Here is a 19691-nt window from a genome sequence, read left to right as displayed (position 1 = left end):
AGGGGTAAACCACATTTGTTCGTCAGGCGAACAAATTACGATGTCCAGCGCTGTCACAAAAGATGCTGGAGACATGAAAACCATCAAGCCCTTGCTGGGCGCCCTGCTGCTGGCCGGCGCCTCCACCCAGGCCGCGCCGCCCGTGGACCTGCCCTACCACTGGCGCCCCGTCGCCATCGTTGGCGGCGGCTTCGTCGACGGCCTGTCCTTCCATACTGCAGCGCCTGGCCTGACGTACGCCCGCACGGACATGGGCGGAGCCTACCGCCGCGACACCGCCACCGGCCCATGGCAGCCGCTGCTGGACGGGCTGCCGCTGACCGATGTCAACCTGATGGGCGTCGAGAGCCTGGCCATCGACCCCCACGACCCCGACGCCCTCTACCTCGCCTGCGGCACCTACACCCACCCCTCCGCACCCAACGGCGCCGTGCTGCGTTCACACGACCGGGGTCGCAGCTTCCAGCGCACCGAACTGCCCTTCAAGCTGGGCGCCAACGAGGGCGGGCGCGGCAACGGTGAACGCCTCGCCGTGGACCCCAACGAAGGCCGCGTGCTCTACCTCGGCAGCCGCAATGCCGGTCTGTGGCGCAGTACCGATGCCGCCACCAGCTTCCAGCACGTCGGCACACTGCCCGACGTCGCCTGGCAGCGCAGCGCCGCAGACGGCCCGCCGCCCAGTTGGGGAGGCAGCGACGGCAAGGCCGGCATCGCCTTCGTGCTGTTCGACCCGGCCAGCGGCACGCGCGGCCAAGCCAGCCGCACGATCTATGCGGGCCTTTCCGTCATCGGACGGCCCAGCCTTTGGGTCAGCCACGATGCCGGCGCCACCTGGCAGCCCGTGTCCGGCGGGCCGGCGCAGCACCGCCCCATGCGCGCCGCGCTGGCCGGCGACGGGAGGCTCTACATCGCCTATGCCAGCGAGCCCGGTCCGCATCGCATGAAAGACGGCTCGGTCTGGCGCTACGACCCCGGCCGGCAGACATGGGCCGACATCACGCCTGAACGCCCCAGCGCCGCGCAGCCCTTCGGCTATGCCGCCATCGCCGTCGACGCCGCAAACCCGCTGCGCCTGCTCGCCAGCACCGCCGGCCGCGGCAAAGGAGACGAACTGTTCCGCAGCAGCGACGGGGGCGCAACGTGGCGGCCGCTGTTCACTGTCGCCCGCTTCGACGCCTCGGCGGCACCGTACGTCGCCGACACCCACCTGCACTGGCTCTACGACGTAAAGATCGACCCCTCCAATCCCGACCACGCCCTCTTCACGACCGGCTACGGCGGCTGGGAGACGCTGGACCTGACCCAGGCCGACAGCGCGAAACCCACCCACTGGCAGGTCATGAGCCGCGGCATCGAGGAGACCGTGGCCCTGGCCCTGCACAGCCCGACCCGGGGCGTACCGCTGGTGACGGCCATCGGCGACTACTCGGGCTTCGTGCACGCCGACCTGGACACGGCCGCTCCCGGCAACCCTAAGCCGCCCTTCTTTGGCAACACGCATGACGTGACCGGAGCTGAGTTGGCGCCCGAAGTCGTGGTCCGCATCGGCAAGCCGCGCGATGGCGGTAGCAACCTCGGCTACTCGCTGGACGGCGGCACCACCTGGCGCGAGCCGACGACCGTGCCCGACTCCAAATCCAGCGATGGCTTCGTCGCTGTATCCGCCGATGGCAAGTCCTGGGTCTGGACGCCCAGGGGCGGGACGCCGCACGTCAGCCACGACCGTGGCGACACGTGGACCGCCGTCAAGGGGCTGCCCGCCGGTACCCGCGTCATCGCCGACCGCGTGAACCCCCGGCGCTTCCATGCCATGGCGTTGTTCGATGACCAGCTGTTCGCGAGCGACGACGGCGGCCTCACGTTCAGCGCCAGGCCCCTGGCCTTGCCGGACGGCCCCGTCACGCGCGCCGCGGCCGGTGGCCACAACCACAGCAGCCGGGGTGACGACCGTGGTGGCCAGGATCGTCTCTACGCCACTCCCGGCCGCGAGGGCGAACTGTGGCTGGCGGCCTTCCATGGGCTCTACCGCTCAGCCAGCGGCCAGTCCTTCCAGCGCCAGCCCGCCATCGCACAGATCCACGCCTTCGGCTTCGGCCGCGGGGCGCCCGGCGCCAGCGACCCGGCCCTGTACCTCGTCGGCACCGTCTCGGGCCGCTACGGCCTGTTCCGCTCCACGGACGGCGCCGCGAGCTGGCAGCGCATCAATGACGACGCCCATCAATGGGGGTTGATCCTGCAGGTCAGCGGTGACCCCAAGCTGTACGGCCGCGTCTACGTCGGCACGCACGGTCGCGGCGTGCTGTACGGCGACGCGCTCAGCCCCTAGCCAAGCAGGGCGAATGCATCGCGCGTGAGGTTCTCGGGTGCCTCACCCGCGGCACGGCAGGCCACGTCGTCCTCGATGCGGATGCCGCCGTAGCGCGACAGCCTCTCCACTGCAGCCCAGTCCACCCGGGCCGAGTGCCCGGAGGCGCGCAGCTCGCGCAGCAGCATCGGGATGAAGTACAGGCCCGGCTCGATGGTAACCACCATGCCGGGCTGCAACGGCCGCGTCAGACGCAGGTAGCGGTGGCCCTCCGGCTTGGCCGCGACGCCGCCGATCTCGCTGGCCATGAAGCCGCCGACATCATGCACTTGCAGGCCCAGCAGATGGCCGATGCCGTGCGGGAAGAAGGGCTTGGTCACGCCCTCCTCGACCATGGCCTCCTCGCTCATCTTCACGAGGCCGGCCTCGCGCAGCACGCGGGCGACGCGGCGGTGCGTGCTGAGGTGGATGTCGCGGTAGTCCACGCCCTCGCGCACCTCATCGACGAGGCCCAACTGCTCCGTCTCCATCATCGAGACCAGCGCCGCGAATTCGTCGTGGCCCGGCGCCACCCAGGTGCGCGTGATGTCGCTGGCATAGCCGTTCACCTGCGCGCCGGCGTCGATGAGGAAGCTGCGCATCTCGGCCGGCGCCTGCTCGTCCTGGTACTGGTAATGCAGCACCGCGGCATGCTCGTTGAGGCCGATGATGTTGGTGTAAGGCAGGTCGCGATCGGTGTGGCCGGTCGCGGCCAGATAGGCGCGATGGATGCCCGCCTCGCTCTCGCCGCGCAGGAAGGCGGCACGGGCGGCGCTGTGCCCCGGCACCGCGCGGCGCTGCGCAGCGCGCATCTGTTCCAGCTCGTAGGGGGTCTTCACGCCGCGCGCCCAATGCAGCAGGTTCAGCAGCGGCTCGGGATTGTTGGGCGTCAGGCCCGACAGCGCCGCATCCGCCTCACCAAGGATGGCCGTGCGCGGCGTGACGACATCGGCCAGTGCCTTGGCAGCTTCTTCAGGTTCGCGGATGACGATCAGCTCGACGGCATCCACCCACTCGCCGCCGGGCGCGCTGGGCGGCACATGCCAGTAGTCGTCGGGCTGGTAATAGACGACGCGCGGCTTGCGGCCCGGCCGCACGGCCAGCCACGAATGTGGATGCTCCGTCAGCGGCAGCCAATGCTTGAAATGCGGGTTGGCCTGGAACAGATAGGGCCGGTCGTCGAGGAAGGCGTACTTCTCGATGCCGGAGGCGATCAGCAGCGCGTCGAAGCCGGTGCGCTCCAGCGCGGCTTCGGCCTGGTGCTGCAGGGTGGCGAGGTGGTCGAGGTAGAGGCTCATCAACGCCTCACTTGCGCACGTAGGTCAGCTTCTTCGTGCCGCCATCGCAACTGCCGATGACCTTGGCATCGCCGACCTTGTAATTCTCGACGGCCGTGATCTCGTAGCCCTTGACGCCCTTCTCGTCGAGTCGGGCGGCGATCTCGGCCTTCAGCTCGTCGCAGGGCTTGGGGGCGGCCAGCGCGGACTGGGTCAGCAGCAGGGCGGTGGCAGACAGGGCCAGCAGGGTGGGCTTGGTCATGACGGTTTGCTTGTGGCAATGAACGTGCCGGCATTGTCCGGCAGCGCGCCGGCGGCGGTCAGCCCTCGCAGTCCCACACCACCCCCTCCTCCGTCAGCATCGCATCCAGCGCCACGTCCAGCGGGCTGGGCTTGAGCAGGGGCAGGAAGCCATGTGCGTAGCCGATGCCGACGGCTGCCGGGCGGGGCTGCAGTTCGGCGAGCGTCTTGTCCATGAAGCCGCCGCCATAGCCCAGGCGCAGGCCGCAGGGGCCGAAACCCAGGCAGGGCACCAGCATCAACTGGGGCTGGAACTCCTCGGTGCCCTTGGGCTTGGGAATGTGGAAGGCGTCCTCCTCCATCGGGCAGCCGGGATACCAGACGTGAAAGCGCAGCGTGCCGTGCTGCTTGTCCACCACCGGCAGGCCTATCCGACGTTGTTGGCGTTCCGGGGCGTCCTCGCTCCAGCGGTAGAGCGCGGGCAGCGGGTCGAACTCGCCCTTGATGGGCCAGTAGGCGCCTATCGTGGTCTCGGGCCGTCGCAGCAGCCAGACGCGCAGCACCTCCTGCAGGGCAGATGCCAGGGCCAGGCGGTCGGGCAGGGCCAGGCGTTGGGCAATGAGCTTGTGCCGGACAGCGGCGCGGTCGTTCGCATCCATGACCCGCAAGCTTACAGTTCCTCGCATGGACGACTTCACCGAACTCTGCGTGGAAATGCTGTCGCCGCTAGGACCCGTGCGAGTGCGCCGCATGTTCGGTGGGCAGGGCTTCTACGTCGACGGTCTCTTCATGGCCCTCATCGACGGCGGGCAGCTCTTCCTGAAGGCCGACGACCTGACCCGCCAGCACTTTGTCGCGGCCGGCTGCCCACCCTTCACCTACCCGACGAAGGACGGTGAGCGCATGGTGATGAGCTACTACCGCCCGCCCGAGGATGCGCTGGAGTCCCCGCCCCTGATGCTTCCCTGGGCAAGGCTGGCATTCGAGGCCGCGCTACGGGCCGCGAACGCCAAGGCCAAGAAGGCTCCAGCGGCCGTCGCGAAGCGGGCGGCCAGATCAGCGTCCGAGAAGCCGGCCGCCAAAAAACCGGTGGCCAAGAAAGCCGCGCCGCGCGCCCGCTGACGCAGGCGGTACCAGCAGCTGGAAATCCGCCGCCGGCCAGCCTTCCAGCACGGCCGTCTGGCCCGGGGCCAGCGCCACGGCCTCGCCGGCCTCCAGCCACTTGTCCTCAGCCGGCTGGTCCGCCGTGCCGGACAGCGTCAGCCAGACCCGGCCGCGCGCCACGGCCAGACGGCGCACTTCTGCGGCACCGGCCAGAGTCAAGGCCCGGCCACCGTCCAGATGCCATGTGGATTGCGCATCGCTCATGATGTTGCTCCAGGGTTGATGTCAGGGATTCTGCTGATACCTCCCAAGGTGGTCCAATGACTACGGCGCGCGGATTGATACCATCTACGCATGAATCAGCCCATTCGACAGAGGCCACTCTCCGTCGGCCCGCTGCGCGCCTTCGAGGCCGTGGCGCGACTGCTGTCCTTCAGAGCAGCGGCCGAGGAGCTGAGCCTGACGCAATCGGCCATCAGCCGCCAGATCCAGTCCTTGGAGGAAGAGATAGGCTGCACCCTCTTCCTGCGCGGCACGCGCAAGGTGGAGCTGTCCGGCGACGGCGCGCAGTTGCTACCCACCGCCGTGGCCGTGCTCTCCAGGTTGGACCAGACCGTGCGCCAGATCCGCCGCGCGCGCGGCCGGCGCATCATCAACGTCAGCACCTTCGCCTCGTTCGCCTCGCTGTGGCTGATCCCGCGCATGGAGGCCTTCCAGCGCGAGCACGAGGACATCGACATCCGCGTGTCAGCCTATGACCGCAAGGTAGACCTGGAGGACGGCGAGAGCGACCTGGCGCTGCGCTACGACGACCACCTCTCCGTACCGCCCGACGCCGAGCAGCTCTTCGAGGAGCTACTGTCGCCCACCGTCAGCCCCTGGTATCTACAGAAGCCGCCGGCACCGCTGAAACATGCCGTCGACCTCGCTGGACATGCGCTGGCTGAGGAGGACGACCCCCGCCCCAGCGCCGAGTACCTGAGCTGGCGACGCTGGCTCACCCAGATGGGCGAGCACGACCTACAGCCACGCCGCTGGCTCTACATGAACTTCACCTACCAGCAGGTGCAGGCCGCGCTGACCGGCCAGGGCGTGGCGCTGGCGCGGCTGCCGCTGGTGCACGAGCACCTGCAGCGCGGCGAGCTGGTGGAGCCCTTCGGCAAGGCGGGGCGACTGGGCAGCCCCTTCAGCTATTGGATGCTGCTAGGGCCGAACGCCGCGCGCCGCCCCGAGGTGCAGCAGTTCGCCGACTGGGTGCGCGAGCAGGCCGCGATCACGCGCAGCCAACTGGCCGGCGTCTGATGGCGGGCCGAACGGAATTCAGGCTGCCACGACCCGAGCCAGTGCCTGCGCCAGCGCCTGCTGCGATCGCAGCACCTCGTTGACGCCAGCATCCCGCAGCCATTGCGCCTCTTCCCTCGTGTGTGCGACGACGGCACAACGCAGTTCCGGGTTGAGCTGGCGCGCCAGGTCCAGCATGGCCGGCACGCCGCGCACGTCGCTCACGGCGACGAGCAGCCAGGCCGCCTTCGCGATATGGGCCTGCACCAGCGTCATGGCCTCGGCCGCCTCACCCAGCACGGCCGCCTGGCCCGATGCGCGCAACTTCTCGACGACGTCGCGGTCGCGGTCGATGACGACCATGGGTCGTCCGCCCAGCTCGGTGCGCAGCGCCGTGCCCAGCGTGCCATGGCCCACCAGCACGATCTGCCCAGCCAGCGAGCTGTGTGGCGTATCGGCGGGCAACTCGGCCAGCGGGTCGTCGCGCGCCTCCAGCTTGCGCGCCCAGGCCGAGCGCGCCAGCACGAAGCGTCGGATAGGCTCGATGCTGGAGAACCACAGCGGGTTCAGCGCGATGGACACGATGGCGCCAGCGACCACCAGGCTGGCCGCCTCCGGCGGGACGAGGTTCAGGCTCTGACCCAGGCTCAGCAGGATGAAGCTGAACTCGCCGATCTGCGCCAAGCTGACCGCCACCGTGAGCGCTGTGGACAGCGGGTACTTCAGCAACAGGACAAGTGCGCCGGCGGCCAGCGTCTTGCCGACAAGGATGACCGCCAACGTCGCCAGCACGGCGAGCGGTTGCTCCACCAGCACGCGCGGGTCGAACAGCATGCCCACCGCGACGAAGAACAGCACGGCGAACGCGTCGCGCAACGGCAGGCTCTCATGGGCCGCACGCTCGCTGAACGCCGACTCGCGCAACACCAGGCCGGCGAAGAAGGCTCCAAGCGCCACGCTGACGCCGAACAACGCCGCTGCGCCGACGGCCAGCCCGACTGCCGCGGCCACGGTGGCCAGGGTAAACAGCTCGCGCGAGCCGGTGCGGTTGACCTGCCACAGCAGCCAGGGCAGCAGGCGTCGACCGGCCACCAGCATGACGGCGACGAAGGCCGCGACGGCCAGCAGCGTCGTGACGATGGTGACGGCCAGACTGCCGCCGGTACTGCCCTCGCCTCGGCCGCCCAGCAGCGGCATCAGCACCAGGGCCAGCACCATGGCCAGATCCTCGACAACCAGCCACCCTACAGCGATGCGGCCATTGCCCGTGTGCAGCAGCTCGCGCGACTCCAGCGCGCGCAGCAAAACCACCGTGCTGGCCACAGACAGGGCCAGTCCGAAGACCAGGGCCGCACCGAGGTTCCAACCCCACCACCAGTACGCCAGCCCACCGCCCATGGCCGTGGCCGCGGCCATCTGCACCAGTGCTCCCGGCAGCGCGATGCCCTTCACCGATACCAGGTCGTGCACCGAGAAGTGCAGGCCGACGCCGAACATCAGCAGCATGACGCCCACCTCTGACAGCTGCTGGGCCAGGTGCACGTCGCCGACGAAACCCGGCGTGTGGGGCCCGATCAGCACACCGGCCAGCAGATAGCCCACCAGCGCGGGCAGCCTGGCCCACTGCGCGAGCAGGCCAAGCACCAGCGCCAGGCCGAAGGCGGCGGCCAGCGTCGAGATCAGCGTCATGCCGTCATGCATCGTGTCGGGGTCCTTTCAGTCGGGGGCGATGAGCTCGCGCTCAGTGAGGATCAAGGTCAGCGCGCGGTCATGCGCCTCGACGGGGAAACGGGTCTCGGCGCCGGACCAGGCCAGGCCAACGGTCGTCACGCCGGGGTGCTGGGCCAGCCATCGGTCGAAGAAGCCGCCTCCATAGCCCAGCCGGAAGCCCTCGCGCGTGAAGCCCACGCAGGGCACCAGCACGACGTCTGGCACGGCTACCGCACCCGTGGACGTGGCGATGCCGCATTCGTCGCGGGCCGTAGGCAACGTGCCGTCCCAGCGGCGGTACTGCAGGGCGGCCGGCTCGAGGCGTGCGAACGGCAACGCGCGCGGATGGGACAGCACGCCCGGATCGAACTCGCCGGCCAGGGGCCAGTAGACGCCCAGCAACTCGGGCTCCAGCTGGTCCAGCAATATCGGCAGTGCCTGGCGCAGGGCATGCTCGGCCGCCTGGAAGGCAGGCGTGGCCGCGAAGGTCTGGCGCTGGGCCAGCAGGCTGCGGCGCAGCACGGAACGGTCGGATGGGGCGGCGTCTGTCATCGGGAACGGGCGGCGGCAGGGTGGCGCCATTGGAACTCATCGCGCGGGCTCGGTGGCACTGGGTTAAATTGGCCGATGTAGTAGTCGCGGCAGGCATGAGTCAAATGGACAGGCGAGTTAAGGAACACAGGAGCCGCAGCGCGATCGCGGCGCTGGGGGCACTGTTGCTGGCAACCACCGTGGGCGTCCCGGCGGCCCCCGGCGACAACGACCTCGCCGTGCAGGCCCGAGAAGCCTGGGTCAAACGCGACCGCAAGCGCCTGGCAGGACTGACGGAAGCCGCGCGCGGCCAGAACCATCCGCTGGCAGGCTGGGTCGAGTACTTCGACCTGAATGCACGGCTGACCGATGTCCGGCAGCCCGAAATGGACGCCTTCTACGCGCGCTACCCCGGCAGCTACGTCGAGGACCGGCTGCGCAACGACTGGCTGCTGGAACTCGGCCGCCGCCGCGACTGGACCAATTTTCGCCGCGACCACGCCAGCTACGTGATGCGCGACGACCGAGAGGTCGCCTGCTACGCGCTGCTGGCCGACCCGGCCGCCGGCAGCAGGCCCGCAGCAGACGCCGCGCGAGCGGCCTGGATGGCGCAGCGCGACGGCGACGATGGTTGCCAGCAACTGGCCAGCGCCATGGTCGACGCCGGCGTCTTCAAGCCCGACACCTTGTGGGCCAAGGCACGCCAGGCCACCGAGCAGGGCCGCCCACGGGCTGCGCGCCAAGCGGTGGCGCTGCTGGCCAGCAAGCCGCTGGACCAGAAGCTCGCCGAGCTGCAGGACAACGCCGGCCGCTACCTGACTCGCAAGGCCCGCTCGGCGCCGCGCTTCGACGCCGAGCTGACGACCCTGGCGCTGGCGCGCGTCGCCGCCAATGACCCCGAACAGGCGGGCGACCTGTTGCGCGACAAGTGGGGCCGGTTGCCCAATGACCTGCAGGCTTGGCTGTGGATGCAGATCGGCCGCCAGCAGGCGCAGCGGCTACAGGATGGCGCACTGACTGCCTTCGAACGGGCCGACAAGCTCGCGCCCGAGCTGGCCTGGAGCGACGAGGCTTTGGCCTGGAACGCCCGGGCCGCGCTGCGCGCCAAGGCCCCGGCCGCAGCGCTGCGCGCCATCGAACGCATGAGCAGCGCAGAGCAGCGCGAGCCGGCCTGGGCCTACTGGAAGGCCCGTGCCACCCGTCTGCAGGGCGACCAGCCGGGCGCCCGCGCCCAGCTCGCGGCACTGGCCAGTTCGCCGCAGGCCGGGCCGTTGAACTACTTCGGCCGCCTCGCCGCCGAGGAATTGGGCCTGCCCACGCCGCTGCCTCCCGCCCCCGCGCCCCTGACGGCCGAGGAGCGCCGCGCCGCGCGCAGCCATCCGGGCCTGACGCGGGCGCTGTCCCTCATTGCCCTGGGCCTGCGCAGCGAAGGCGTGCGCGAGTGGAACTTCTCGCTGCGCGAGATCTCGCAGCGCGGCGACCGCGCCCTGCTGGCTGCCGCGCAGGAGGCCTGCGACCGCGAGGTATGGGACCGCTGCATCAATACCAGCGAGCGCACCCGCATCGAGATCGACGTCGCCCAACGCTACCCCCTGCCCCATCGCGCCGAGTTGCAACGCGAGGCCCAGTCCGCCGGAGTGGACGCCGCCTATGTCTACGGCCTGATCCGCCAGGAATCGCGCTTCGTGCTGGACGCCCGCTCCCACGTCGGCGCATCCGGCCTGATGCAGGTCATGCCAGCCACGGCCAAATGGACGGCCAGGAAAGTGGGCATGGACTACAACGCCGGGCTGATGCACGACCGCGACTTCAACCTGCGCATCGGCACCCAGTACCTGAAGCTCGTGCTGGACCGCTTCGACGGCGCCCAGGCGCTGGGCGCAGCGGCCTACAACGCCGGCCCCAATCGCCCGGCGCGCTGGCGTGACGGCCCCGTCCTCGATGCGGCCATCTGGGCCGAGAACATCCCCTTCAACGAGACCCGCGACTATGTCCGCAAGGTGCTGCTGGGCGGCGCCGTCTACGCTCAGGTGCTGGGCCTTCCGGCCACATCCCTGCGCGAGCGGCTGGGCGCCAGCATCGGCCCGGCCGGCGCGCGGGCCTCTGACGTCAGCGACGTGCCGCCGCCGGCGGTGGGGGATTCCAAGTCATGAGTCTGTCCGTCCTGGTCCTCGGCGGCAGCGGCTTCGTCGGCCGCGCGCTGTGCGAGCAGTTGCTCAGGCGCCTGGGCGCCGACGCGCGCATCACGGTGCCCACGCGTCGCCTGCCGCATGCCCGCGGCATCCAGGGCCTGCCGGGGGTCACTGTCATCCAGGCCGACGTCTTCGAGGATCTGCCGCGGCTGCTGCCAGGGCATGACGCCGTCATCAACCTCGTCGCCATCCTGCAAGGCAGCGCGGCGGCCTTCGAGCATGTCCACGTCGAGCTGCCCAGGCGCATCGCCCATGCGATGGACGCGACCGGCGTGCACCGCGTCGTGCACGTCAGCGCCCTGGGCGTGGCCGAGCACGCGCCCTCCCGCTATCTTCGCAGCAAGGCCGCTGGCGAGGCCGTGCTGCGGGTGGCGGCGCAGACCCATGCGCTGGATCTGACGCTGCTGCGACCGTCGCTCGTCTTCGGCGATGGTGACAGCAGCGTCAACCTGTTCGCGCGGCTGCAGCAGCACTTCCCCATCCTGCCGCTGGGCGGTGCCGATGCACGTCTGCAGCCCGTCTGGGTGCAGGACCTGGCCGGCGCCCTCGTCGAGGTGCTGCGCCGCCGCGAGACCATCGGCCAGACCTATGAGATCGCCGGCCCGCGCGAGCTGACGCTGCGGGAGCTCGTGCGCCTGGCCGGTCGAGTCACTGGCCACGAGCGCCCGGTGCTGCGCCTGCCGCATGCGCTGGCCATGTTGCAGGCCCTGGCCATGGAGTGCCTGCCTGGGGAGCCGCTGCTGTCACGCGACAACCTCGCCTCACTGAGCGTGCCCAACGTGCCGGGCGGACAGTTGCCCGGCCTCGCGGAACTCGGCATCCAGGCCAGCTCCCTGGAGGCGGTACTGCCGACTTACCTCTCGCCCGACAGCGGCGTCGCGCGGCTGGATGCCTGGCGCGGCAGGCATTAATCCGTTGCGGATTGATCAACCCCGGCGCGCCTCGTCGTCCTTAAGCTTGCGGCCATGAAGCTCTACATCGGCAACAAGAACTACTCGTCCTGGTCCATGCGCAGCGGCGTGCTGCTGGCGGCCTTGCGCATCCCCTTCGAAGAGGTGAGGCTGCGCTTCGACTTCAGCCCAGGCTCGGCTTGGAACCGCGTGATCGGTGGCATCAGCCCGACCCGGCGCGTGCCCGTCCTCGTCGAGGACGACGGCTTCGCTGTCTGGGAAACGCTGGCCATCACCGAGTACGTCGCCGACCGCCATCCCGAGCTGGCCGTCTGGCCGCGCGACACCCGCGCCCGGGCCCGGGCGCGCAGCCTGTGCGCCGAGATGCATGGTGGCTTCACTCGGCTGCGCACCGTCTGCCCGATGAACATCGAGGTCTTCTTCCCCGACGTGGGCCAGAGGCTCTGGGCCGAGGACGAGGCGCTGCGCGCCGACGTTGCACGCTTGGACGCAGCCTGGAGCGAGGCGCTGAAGGCCAGCGGCGGCCCCTTCCTGTTCGGCGAGTTCAACGCGGCGGACGCCTATTTCGCGCCGGTGGCGGTGCGGCTGAGCCGTTTCGGCCTGCCGGTGTCCGACGCCGCCGCAGCCTACCGCGATGCGCTGCTGGCGCATCCGGCAGTGGAGGACTGGATCGCCGACGCGATGCGCGAGCAGGACTTCGTGCCCGAGGACGAGCCATACCGGACAAGCCGCTGATGGCGGCGCCGACGCCGGAGCAGCGATAGGGTCTCGGCCCGGCGCCTGGCAGCCGCCGGGAGTCCCGGCTCAGCGGCTCGAATCCGCAGCGGGTTGAAGTCGCTCCAGCGCGGCGGCGAGTTCGCGCGCCTCGTGGCGACACAGCCTGAGACGGCGCAACAACCACGGCGTCAGGTCCTGCTGGCCCAGGTGTTCAGGCCAGGCACCGGCGTCGGCGTCGGGTAGACCGGACGGATCGGTGCCCTTGTCGCTGGCCCCCGGCTCGCCCTGCAGTACAGCCACGCAGGCCTGACGGGCCAGCGGCAGCGCGGTCTCGGCGCGGGCCGCATCCAGGCGTGTACTGCGGCGCTGCACCTGATGTTGCACGGCTCCAAGCAGGGCCATCAAGCGATAGCCGTGACTCAGCGCGGCCTCGATCTCGGCCTCGGACAGGCGCACGCTCTCCGGCTCGACCCGGGTTCGCTGAGCTACCGCGGCCAATGCCGCCAGCGCCGTGTAGACCTGCTGGCGCGACAGGCGCTGGGCCAGCTGCTCCTCGGCACTGGGAATCCAGCGCAACATGTTGGACGCATGGCGAGCCAGTGCGCCGCGCAGTTGTGCCCCCAGCCGCGGCACGGTGGCGCGCTCCCAAGACGGCAGCACGAAACTGAATAGCCAAGCCAGGCCCGCGCCGATGATGGTGTCGGCCAGACGCTCGACGACGGCAGGGTCGCTGCCTGGCGCCAGCATCAGCGGCTGCAACAGGGCCATCACCGTCGCGGCCGTCGCAGCGACACGGTAGCGGCGGTTCACGTAGGCATGGGCCGTGCCTACGGCCGCGATGAAGCACAGGCCCAGCAGCGGCCCCCAGTGCAAATGGGCCAGCAGCAGTACGAGCAGGCAGCCCTGCACGGTGCCGATGATGCGTTCGTTGCGGCGCGACAGCGTCTGCTCCAAATTGCCTCGCAACACGACAGCCACACTCAGCATCAGCCAGAACGGGTGCGCCGCCCACGGCAGGAAGGCGCCCAGTGCATAGGCCAGCGACAACGCCAGTGCGGACCGCAGCGCATGGCGCATGACGCTGGACTGCAGGTTCAAGTGCGGCTTGAGCGCAGCCAGCGGCCAGCCTTCCGGCGAAACGAAGGGCGCCAGGCGCTCGGGCGTCCAGGGGCTGGAAGCGTCGTCATGGTCGTCGCCCTGAGCTTGGCGCGCGACCATGGCCCCCACATCGTCCAGCATGTGCCCCAGGCGCGACTGCAACGCCGACACCAGGTGGGCACGCGAATCACCGGCCGGCGCGCTGACGTCGGCCAGTCGCTCGGCCAGTTGCGCTCGCCATGCGTCGGCCGACACCAGGGGCAGCGGCGCACCGTAGGCCAGCGTGTCGGCCAGCGCGGCCAGCACGTCGGCGAGGTGGCGCAGCGTGTCGGCCAATGCGGCCCGCCACTGGCGACCCGGGAAGTCGTGGCCCAGCAGTTCGGTGTCCAGCCGACTGGCCAGCAGCAGGTCCCGCAGCTCTATGAGGCCCAGTACCAGGTCGGTCTGCCGGCGGCTGCGCGGCGAGCGGCGCGCGGCGAAGACCTGGTCGCGCGCGGCCTGCAGCGCCTCGGCCAGCAGCACGTCATCGGCGATGGAGGCACGAATGCTGGCCTCGGCCCCCCCCACTGCGCCAGCGATGCGTGCAGCGCGCGAACGCAGCCGCTGCTCGGTTGCACGCAGCGCCTGGGCCAGGGCCAGCTCGCGCAGCCGGTGGCGCAGCAGCGCCGCGCTGCCCCGCGCCCAGCCGGTGTAGACGCAGCCCCCCACGCCCACCCACAGCGCGTGCTCCCAGGGCGAGGCGCTGCCAGCCGCCCGGTCCCAGGCCATCGCGAAGACCATGGCCAGCACCGGCGAGAACGACAGCGGCCCCGCACGCAGCCCCCAGGCCAGTGCCATCAATGACAGGAAGGTGACGACGGCGATCACGGTCACCGTCAGAACCAACGATCCGTCCGTAAGGCCGACCAGCAGCGTGACAACGGCTGCCACCGCCGCTGCCGGCAGCAGTCGCGGCAGCACGCGGTTCGGCGGGTTGGGCAGGTCCGGCAGGCTGGCGCAGACGGCGCCACCCACCGCAGCGAGGCCGGCAGTCTCGCCGAACAGTGCGCCGACAACGACATGCGTAGCCGCCACGCCGAGGGCGACACTCAAGCCGTTCAGGTGAGCTGCATCCAGTTGCTTCAGCAGCTTCACTTGACGAGCAACTCCATCACGCGGCGTTCGTTGGCTGGCAGCTCATGCACAGAGAACCAGCTCGACTTCTCGGGCCGGTAGACATACTGCGGCGATGCATTGCCGGCAATGCGCTGGCGCAGTGGTGCCGCAGCGGCCTGGGCCGCGTCTGCCTCACCGAGCGCCTGCAGCGCGGCCGCCCGCACCATGACAGCCAGGTCGCTCCACGGACCGCGAACCTGCGCCTCGCCGGCGGCGCGGCGCGCAGCCTCAGCGTCGCCATCGACCAGTGCCAGCCAGCCCTTCAAGGCCAGCGTGTCGGGGTCCGTGGGGTCCAGCAGCAGCGCCGCCTGGACCTGCGCCCTGGCCGGTTCAGTGCGACCGGCGCGCAACAGGTCCAGCGCATAGTCGCGGCGCAATGGCAGCAGGCCTGTGCGCAGCCGCAGCGCGGCCTCGTACTGGACGAAGGCATCGTCCCAGCGGCCGTCCAGCGCCAACGTCGCGGCGCGGCCCCACAGCGCTTCGGGCTGGTCACCCTGGTAGGCCAGCACGGCCTGGTACGCCGCCAGCGCAGCTGCGGTGTTGCCGAGGCGGCGGTAGTGGTCAGCCAGCGCCAGGTCGACGCGGAATCGATCCTCGCCCCGCAGTGTCTGCGCGGCACGGGCCAGGCCGGGCAGCACCTCGGCAGCCAGAGGGCGGCCACCATGCCAGAGAGCGTCGGCCACGCCCACCCGCAGCGCGCCACTGCCCGGATGTGCGGCCAGCGCCCGCGCCGCCAGTTCGGCGACGGCCACGCCATCGCCCTCGATGCCCAGCGCATAGAGCTGCGCTGTCAGCGCGCGTTCGTCACCAGGCGCCAGCTTGAGGGCCCGTGCAAACAACGGCTTGGCCTCGGCAAGTTGGCCGTCCTCCAGCTTCTGGTTGCCCGCGTTGACGAGCGCGATGGGCAGGCTGGCCCGCGTGTCGCGTTGCGAGAAGAAGCCACGCACCGCGGCGCGCAGCGCCGGATCCAACGCGATCAGCCGCTCGCGCACGATCTCGCGGCCATCGTAGGCATCGCGGCGTGGCGAGGACTCGGCGTTGGCGCCCTCGGCGAAGTACTCCCACACCGAACCGCCCGCATAGCGGGAAAGGAAGCCCCCATTGGCCTTGTCGTGGGTCGCCGCGTCGCGTGTCTTGGCCTGCTGATACAAGGTCTCGATGACCCGCGCCTGGTCGGCGGTCAGCACGCCGTGAACCTGGTGGGTCAGCTCGTGCAGCACAGTGTTGTACTTGTCGAAGATGCTGCGCTCGACATCCTCGATGCCGGTGACGGTGAAGTGGCCGCCCATGCCGCGCACGTCATCCCAAAGCCGCGAGTCGTAGTCGATGCGGGCATCCTTCAGCGCATGGGCCTGGGGCGTCTCGGACAGACGCATCCACATCGGCTTGATGAAGTGCGTGGCGCCCCCCTCCACCAGAACAGGGATGAAGGATTTCCATGGCGCGACGGACAGCGCAACGCGCTTCTTGTGGCGCGGCGACAGTGCCTGCCAGTTCAGCACGTAGCGCTCGATACCTGGCACCGTCGGCATGGGCGTGGCCTTGAACCGGCGCTCGTACGCAGCGCGGTGCACGTCCACCGCAAAGCGTTGCGACTCCAGTGCCTTGGCAGCGATGGCATGCGCGCGGCCGAGCTGGGGGCAGCGCCGCAGCAGGTCGAGGCTGAGACCCAGCGCTGCGTCGAAATCGCCCTTGTCGAAGGCGTCGGAGGCGCGCTTCACATCGGCCATCAGAGGCGCGAAGGCATCGCCAAGCCGTGCCTGGAGCTGGCTGTAGTTCTCGCGCGTATAGCCGTTGCCGAGCAGGTAGTGTGCCGCTTCGTGGTGGCGGTTCAGCGCGACGGCACCCTCGGCCGCAGCGATGGCGTCCTCGGTCCTGCCGAGGCGGATCAGGGTGTCGGCCATGGCCGACATGCCGTCGGCCGTGCGCACCTCGGCCAGCCCCCGCTCCAACAGGGCCAGCGACGCATCGAACTCGCGAAGCTGGTAGTGGCGCTGGCCCAGGCCGCGCAAGGCCTCGGCGCGATCCAGCGGCGCCGAGGCCCGCTCCAGCGCGCGTTCGAAGCAGATCCTGGCGCGCTCGAAATCGCGCCGGTCCAGGGCCAGGCGGCCAGCGGCCAGCAGGTCGACGGCCTCGGCGCTGTCGTCGGCCAGGACGCCCTGCGTGCGACGATCCAGGGCGGCGCCGTCGTCGCGGGCGAACAGCCAGCGGTAGACGACGGCACGCTCAGCCGCGTCGGGCCTGGACTTGCGCAACAGTGCCTCGACGTCCGCGCGCGCGGTGGTGTAGCGCTGCTCGGTCAGCAGGAGCTGCAGCTGCGCGGGATCTGTGGCCGCGTTCGCCGCACTCAGGGTCAGGCAAACGGCCAGGGAAACGGCGAGTGGACGCCAGTGCATTCAATAGCTCCTCATTGGAGCGCCGATGCTAATCGTCGCAACGGACACCCGCGACCTTGACGGTCGCGGGGCGCTTCAGTCTTTGAGCATCTCGGCCGCGATGAGGCGTACCGGCGCGTTGCCATAACCGAGGAACTGCTCGTGGAACGCCTTGAGCCCGAAGCCCGGCCGGGCCTTGAGCTGCTCCCGTAGCGCGAAGATCTCGCTGTAACCGCTGAAATAGCTGGTCAGCTGCACCGATGTCAGCTGCACACGACGCCACTTCTCACGGGCTTCACGCTCGGTCTGGAAGGCCTGGCGCACCAGCAGGTCCAGCGCCTCAGCCTCGCTCATGCCCAGCACATGCACGCTGTAGTCCAGCACCGTGTTGGTGACGGAGCGCAGATGCCACTTGCCGTACATCAGCGTCATCTCGGGCGAGGCGCCGTAGCCGCTCTCGATCATCATGCGCTCGCCGTAGACGGCCCAACCCTCCACCATGGCGCCATTGCCGAACAAGGACTTGACCTTGCTGGGGGCGCGGTTGGCATGCACCAGCTGCGTGTAATGGCCCGGGATGGCTTCGTGGATGTTGAGGATCTGCAGGATCCAGTGGTTGTACTCGCGCAGGCTGCTCTCGGCCTCCTCGGGCGTCAGGTCGTCCAGCGGCGTGACGTTGTAGTACGTCTTATCCTGCGGCCGGTAGGGGCCTGGCGCCTCGATGCTGGCACCGGCCACGCCGCGCTGGTAAGCGGGCGTTTCGCGCACGGCCAACGGCTTGGCGAGATCCTGGCTGAGCAGGTCATGGTCGCGAACCCAGGCCTCCAGCTGCGGGATCTGGGCGCGGATCTCGTCGACGAAACGCTCACGGGCGACGTGGCGCTCGCTGAGCTTGGCGATGACGCGACCTATCAGCGCGAAACGATCGGCCGGCGCGGGCTCGCTGCCGATGACCGTGGGCCACAGCGCAGCGGCCTGGTCCTGCATGCTGGCCAGCACCTCCTCGCGGCGCCGCAACGCCAACTCGAAGGTCTCGCGCCCGGTGCGGGCGGACTGGATGTCGTGCGCAAACTTGGGCTCGTAAAGCTCGGCCCCGAGGCGGAAGCCCCGCACCGGCGTGAGTCTCTTCAGGTGCGCGACGTAGCCGTCCACGGCCGCCCTCGCCTGGGCAAGCGGCGCCTTGAATGCACCCGCTTGGGCGGCCTCGGCGGCGCGCGCGGCGATGTCGTCCAGCACGCCCAGAACACCCGGCGCCTGCTGGACGGCCAACTCGGTGTGCTCGCGCGAGACGCCCGCCAGGCTATCCCGCGCCGCGCGGTAGTAGGCCGGCAGCGCAGCGATACGCGGCCGGAGCGCCTTGAGCCGCGCGGCGAGCGGGGCGTAATCGGTGTTGAGCAGCAGGTCCAGCGGCGCGGCAGGGTTGTGCTCGGCCGGGTTCCAAGACCACTCGCGCAGCGTATCCAGGCGCCAGAGGTCGCTCTGCAGCTTGGCGACCAGCAAGTCACGGTCCATGCGGTCGGCGGTCGACAGCGAGTTGTCGGTCAGGCGCTGCAGCCGCGCCAGCCAGTCCTTCGCGAACACACGGACGCGCTGGCGCTGGGTGGCGCTGGGCAGCGTCACGCGGCCGGCGAACTCGAAGCGCCCGGCGGACACGGCCGCATCCGGATCGAGCTTCCACAGGGCTTCGAGGAAATCCTCACTCAGGGCCTCGAATGTGCGGCCTTGCGCCAGCGCCGGCAGGCCGACGCCGGCAAGGCCCGCCAGCGTGAATTCGCGGCGCCTCATGCCAGGGCGCCTTCCAGAGCGTCGATGAACATTCTGGCGACGTCAAAGCCGCTCTGGTCCGTGATCTCCTGGAAGCACGTCGGACTGGTCACGTTGATCTCGGTGACGTTCTCGCCGATGACGTCCAGGCCCACCAGCAGCAAGCCACGCTGCAGGAGGATGGGACCGAGCTCCTCTGCGATCTCGCGGTCGCGCGCCGTCAACGGGCGGGCCACGCCCTTGCCGCCCGCCGCGAGGTTGCCGCGCACCTCGCCGCCCTGCGGGATCCGCGCCAGGCAATGGGGCACCGGCTTTCCGCCGATGATGAGGATGCGCTTGTCACCCTCGGCGATGGCCGGGATGAAGCGCTGCACCATGACCGTCTGCGTACCGTCCTTGTTCAGCGTCTCGATGATACTGCCGAGGTTGAGCCCATCGTCCTTGACACGGAAGATACCCATGCCGCCCATGCCGTCCAGGGGCTTCAGGATGATGTCGCGCTGCTCGGCGTGGAAGGCGCGGATCTCTGCCGGGTCACGCGTGACCAGGGTGGGCGAGATGAACTGAGGGAACTCCATGATGGCGAGCTTCTCGGGATGCTCGCGCAGGCTGCTGGCTTTGTTGAAGACACGGGCGCCCTCGCGCTCGGCCTGGCTAAGCAGATGGGTGGCGTAGAAGAACTCACTGTCGAAGGGAGGATCCTTGCGCATCAGCACGGCATCGACGTCCGCCAGGGCCACGTCGCCGGTCCACTGGACGGCGAACCAGTCCTGCGCGTCGCCGGTCAGCCGGATGTGCCGGGCCTCCCGCGCAGTCACGCGCCCGCCGCGCTGCCAGACGAGCTGGCCGACCTCGCAGGCCAGGATGTCGTGGCCGCGCCGGGCGGCCTCGCGCATCATCGCGAAGGTGGAGTCCTTGTAGGTCTTGAAAGTGGAGAGCGGGTCGGCAACGAAAAGCAGCTTCATGTTCGGAGGCACCTGTGCAATGCGGGC

Annotated in this window: 16 protein-coding genes; 6 read left to right on the top strand and 10 right to left on the bottom strand. The window is 69.9% G+C overall.

Annotation, left to right across the window (positions count from 1 at the left end):
• Positions 1 to 73 precede the first annotated feature (73 nt).
• Positions 74 to 2326, top strand: a complete 2253-nt coding sequence (locus QM732_RS26435) for a WD40/YVTN/BNR-like repeat-containing protein (protein WP_415659063.1) — start codon at positions 74 to 76, stop codon at positions 2324 to 2326.
• Here the strand turns inward: QM732_RS26435 and pepQ are convergent.
• The 3 genes from pepQ to QM732_RS26420 are packed head-to-tail and all read right to left on the bottom strand — an operon-like array spanning position 2323 to position 4520.
• The gene (gene pepQ, locus QM732_RS26430; RefSeq protein ID WP_415659062.1) at positions 2323 to 3642 is read right to left on the bottom strand and encodes a Xaa-Pro dipeptidase; all 1320 of its coding nucleotides are present in this window, start codon (positions 3640 to 3642) and stop codon (positions 2323 to 2325) included. The two genes, QM732_RS26435 and pepQ, sit on opposite strands and share 4 nt — an antisense overlap.
• A gap of 7 nt (positions 3643 to 3649) precedes the next feature.
• Positions 3650 to 3883, bottom strand: a complete 234-nt coding sequence (locus QM732_RS26425; RefSeq protein ID WP_415659061.1) for a DUF1161 domain-containing protein — start codon at positions 3881 to 3883, stop codon at positions 3650 to 3652.
• Positions 3884 to 3941: 58 nt separating this feature from the next.
• Complete coding sequence (locus tag QM732_RS26420) at positions 3942 to 4520, bottom strand: 5-formyltetrahydrofolate cyclo-ligase (RefSeq protein WP_415659060.1); 579 nt, start codon at positions 4518 to 4520, stop codon at positions 3942 to 3944.
• Between the two features lie 25 nt (positions 4521 to 4545).
• On the opposite strand from QM732_RS26420, the gene QM732_RS26415 reads away from it, so the two are divergent.
• The gene (locus QM732_RS26415) at positions 4546 to 4983 is read left to right on the top strand and encodes a TfoX/Sxy family protein (protein ID WP_415659059.1); all 438 of its coding nucleotides are present in this window, start codon (positions 4546 to 4548) and stop codon (positions 4981 to 4983) included.
• On the opposite strand, the gene QM732_RS26410 is transcribed toward QM732_RS26415, so the two are convergent.
• On the bottom strand, positions 4918 to 5229 hold the full coding sequence (locus QM732_RS26410) for a DUF2917 domain-containing protein (protein ID WP_415659058.1): 312 nt from the start codon (positions 5227 to 5229) through the stop codon (positions 4918 to 4920). The two genes, QM732_RS26415 and QM732_RS26410, sit on opposite strands and share 66 nt — an antisense overlap.
• A 90-nt stretch (positions 5230 to 5319) precedes the next feature.
• Here QM732_RS26410 and QM732_RS26405 point away from each other — a divergent pair, with 90 nt between their 5' ends.
• Positions 5320 to 6267 carry a LysR substrate-binding domain-containing protein gene (locus QM732_RS26405; protein ID WP_415659057.1) on the top strand — a complete coding sequence of 316 codons (948 nt, stop codon included), beginning with the start codon at positions 5320 to 5322 and terminating at the stop codon, positions 6265 to 6267.
• Between the two features lie 18 nt (positions 6268 to 6285).
• Here the strand turns inward: QM732_RS26405 and QM732_RS26400 are convergent, their stop codons facing one another.
• Together QM732_RS26400 and QM732_RS26395 are read right to left on the bottom strand one after the other, a co-directional pair.
• Complete coding sequence (locus QM732_RS26400) at positions 6286 to 7947, bottom strand: cation:proton antiporter (RefSeq protein ID WP_415659056.1); 1662 nt, start codon at positions 7945 to 7947, stop codon at positions 6286 to 6288.
• Between the two features lie 15 nt (positions 7948 to 7962).
• Positions 7963 to 8508 (bottom strand): 5-formyltetrahydrofolate cyclo-ligase, encoded by a 546-nt coding sequence (locus QM732_RS26395; RefSeq protein ID WP_415659055.1) that lies wholly within the window; start codon positions 8506 to 8508, stop codon positions 7963 to 7965.
• A gap of 104 nt (positions 8509 to 8612) precedes the next feature.
• Between QM732_RS26395 and QM732_RS26390 the strand changes: the two genes are divergently transcribed.
• The 3 genes from QM732_RS26390 to QM732_RS26380 are packed head-to-tail and all read left to right on the top strand — an operon-like array spanning position 8613 to position 12325.
• Positions 8613 to 10640: a transglycosylase SLT domain-containing protein gene (locus QM732_RS26390; RefSeq protein WP_415659054.1), complete on the top strand. Its 2028-nt coding sequence runs from the start codon at positions 8613 to 8615 to the stop codon at positions 10638 to 10640.
• On the top strand, positions 10637 to 11590 hold the full coding sequence (locus QM732_RS26385) for a complex I NDUFA9 subunit family protein (protein ID WP_415659053.1): 954 nt from the start codon (positions 10637 to 10639) through the stop codon (positions 11588 to 11590). The genes QM732_RS26390 and QM732_RS26385 overlap by 4 nt, the downstream gene beginning before the upstream one ends.
• Before the next feature lie 54 nt (positions 11591 to 11644).
• Entirely contained in the window at positions 11645 to 12325 is a 681-nt protein-coding gene (locus tag QM732_RS26380) for a glutathione S-transferase (protein WP_415659052.1), read from the top strand.
• Between the two features lie 69 nt (positions 12326 to 12394).
• Here the strand turns inward: QM732_RS26380 and QM732_RS26375 are convergent, their stop codons facing one another.
• The 4 genes from QM732_RS26375 to gshB form a co-directional block, all read right to left on the bottom strand.
• Positions 12395 to 14539, bottom strand: a complete 2145-nt coding sequence (locus tag QM732_RS26375) for an FUSC family protein (protein ID WP_415659051.1) — start codon at positions 14537 to 14539, stop codon at positions 12395 to 12397.
• The gene (locus QM732_RS26370) at positions 14536 to 16956 is read right to left on the bottom strand and encodes a tetratricopeptide repeat protein (RefSeq protein WP_415659050.1); all 2421 of its coding nucleotides are present in this window, start codon (positions 16954 to 16956) and stop codon (positions 14536 to 14538) included. The genes QM732_RS26375 and QM732_RS26370 overlap by 4 nt, the downstream gene beginning before the upstream one ends.
• A 75-nt stretch (positions 16957 to 17031) precedes the next feature.
• Positions 17032 to 18720 (bottom strand): DUF885 domain-containing protein, encoded by a 1689-nt coding sequence (locus QM732_RS26365; protein ID WP_415659049.1) that lies wholly within the window; start codon positions 18718 to 18720, stop codon positions 17032 to 17034.
• The gene (gshB, locus tag QM732_RS26360) at positions 18717 to 19664 is read right to left on the bottom strand and encodes a glutathione synthase (RefSeq protein ID WP_415659048.1); all 948 of its coding nucleotides are present in this window, start codon (positions 19662 to 19664) and stop codon (positions 18717 to 18719) included. The genes QM732_RS26365 and gshB overlap by 4 nt, the downstream gene beginning before the upstream one ends.
• Positions 19665 to 19691 lie beyond the last annotated feature (27 nt).

This window comes from Roseateles sp., from assembly GCF_047654805.1.
GTDB lineage: Bacteria > Pseudomonadota > Gammaproteobacteria > Burkholderiales > Burkholderiaceae_C > Pelomonas.
The sequence above is the reverse complement of the archived record's forward strand: the minus strand, read 5'-3'. Positions and strand labels throughout refer to the sequence as shown.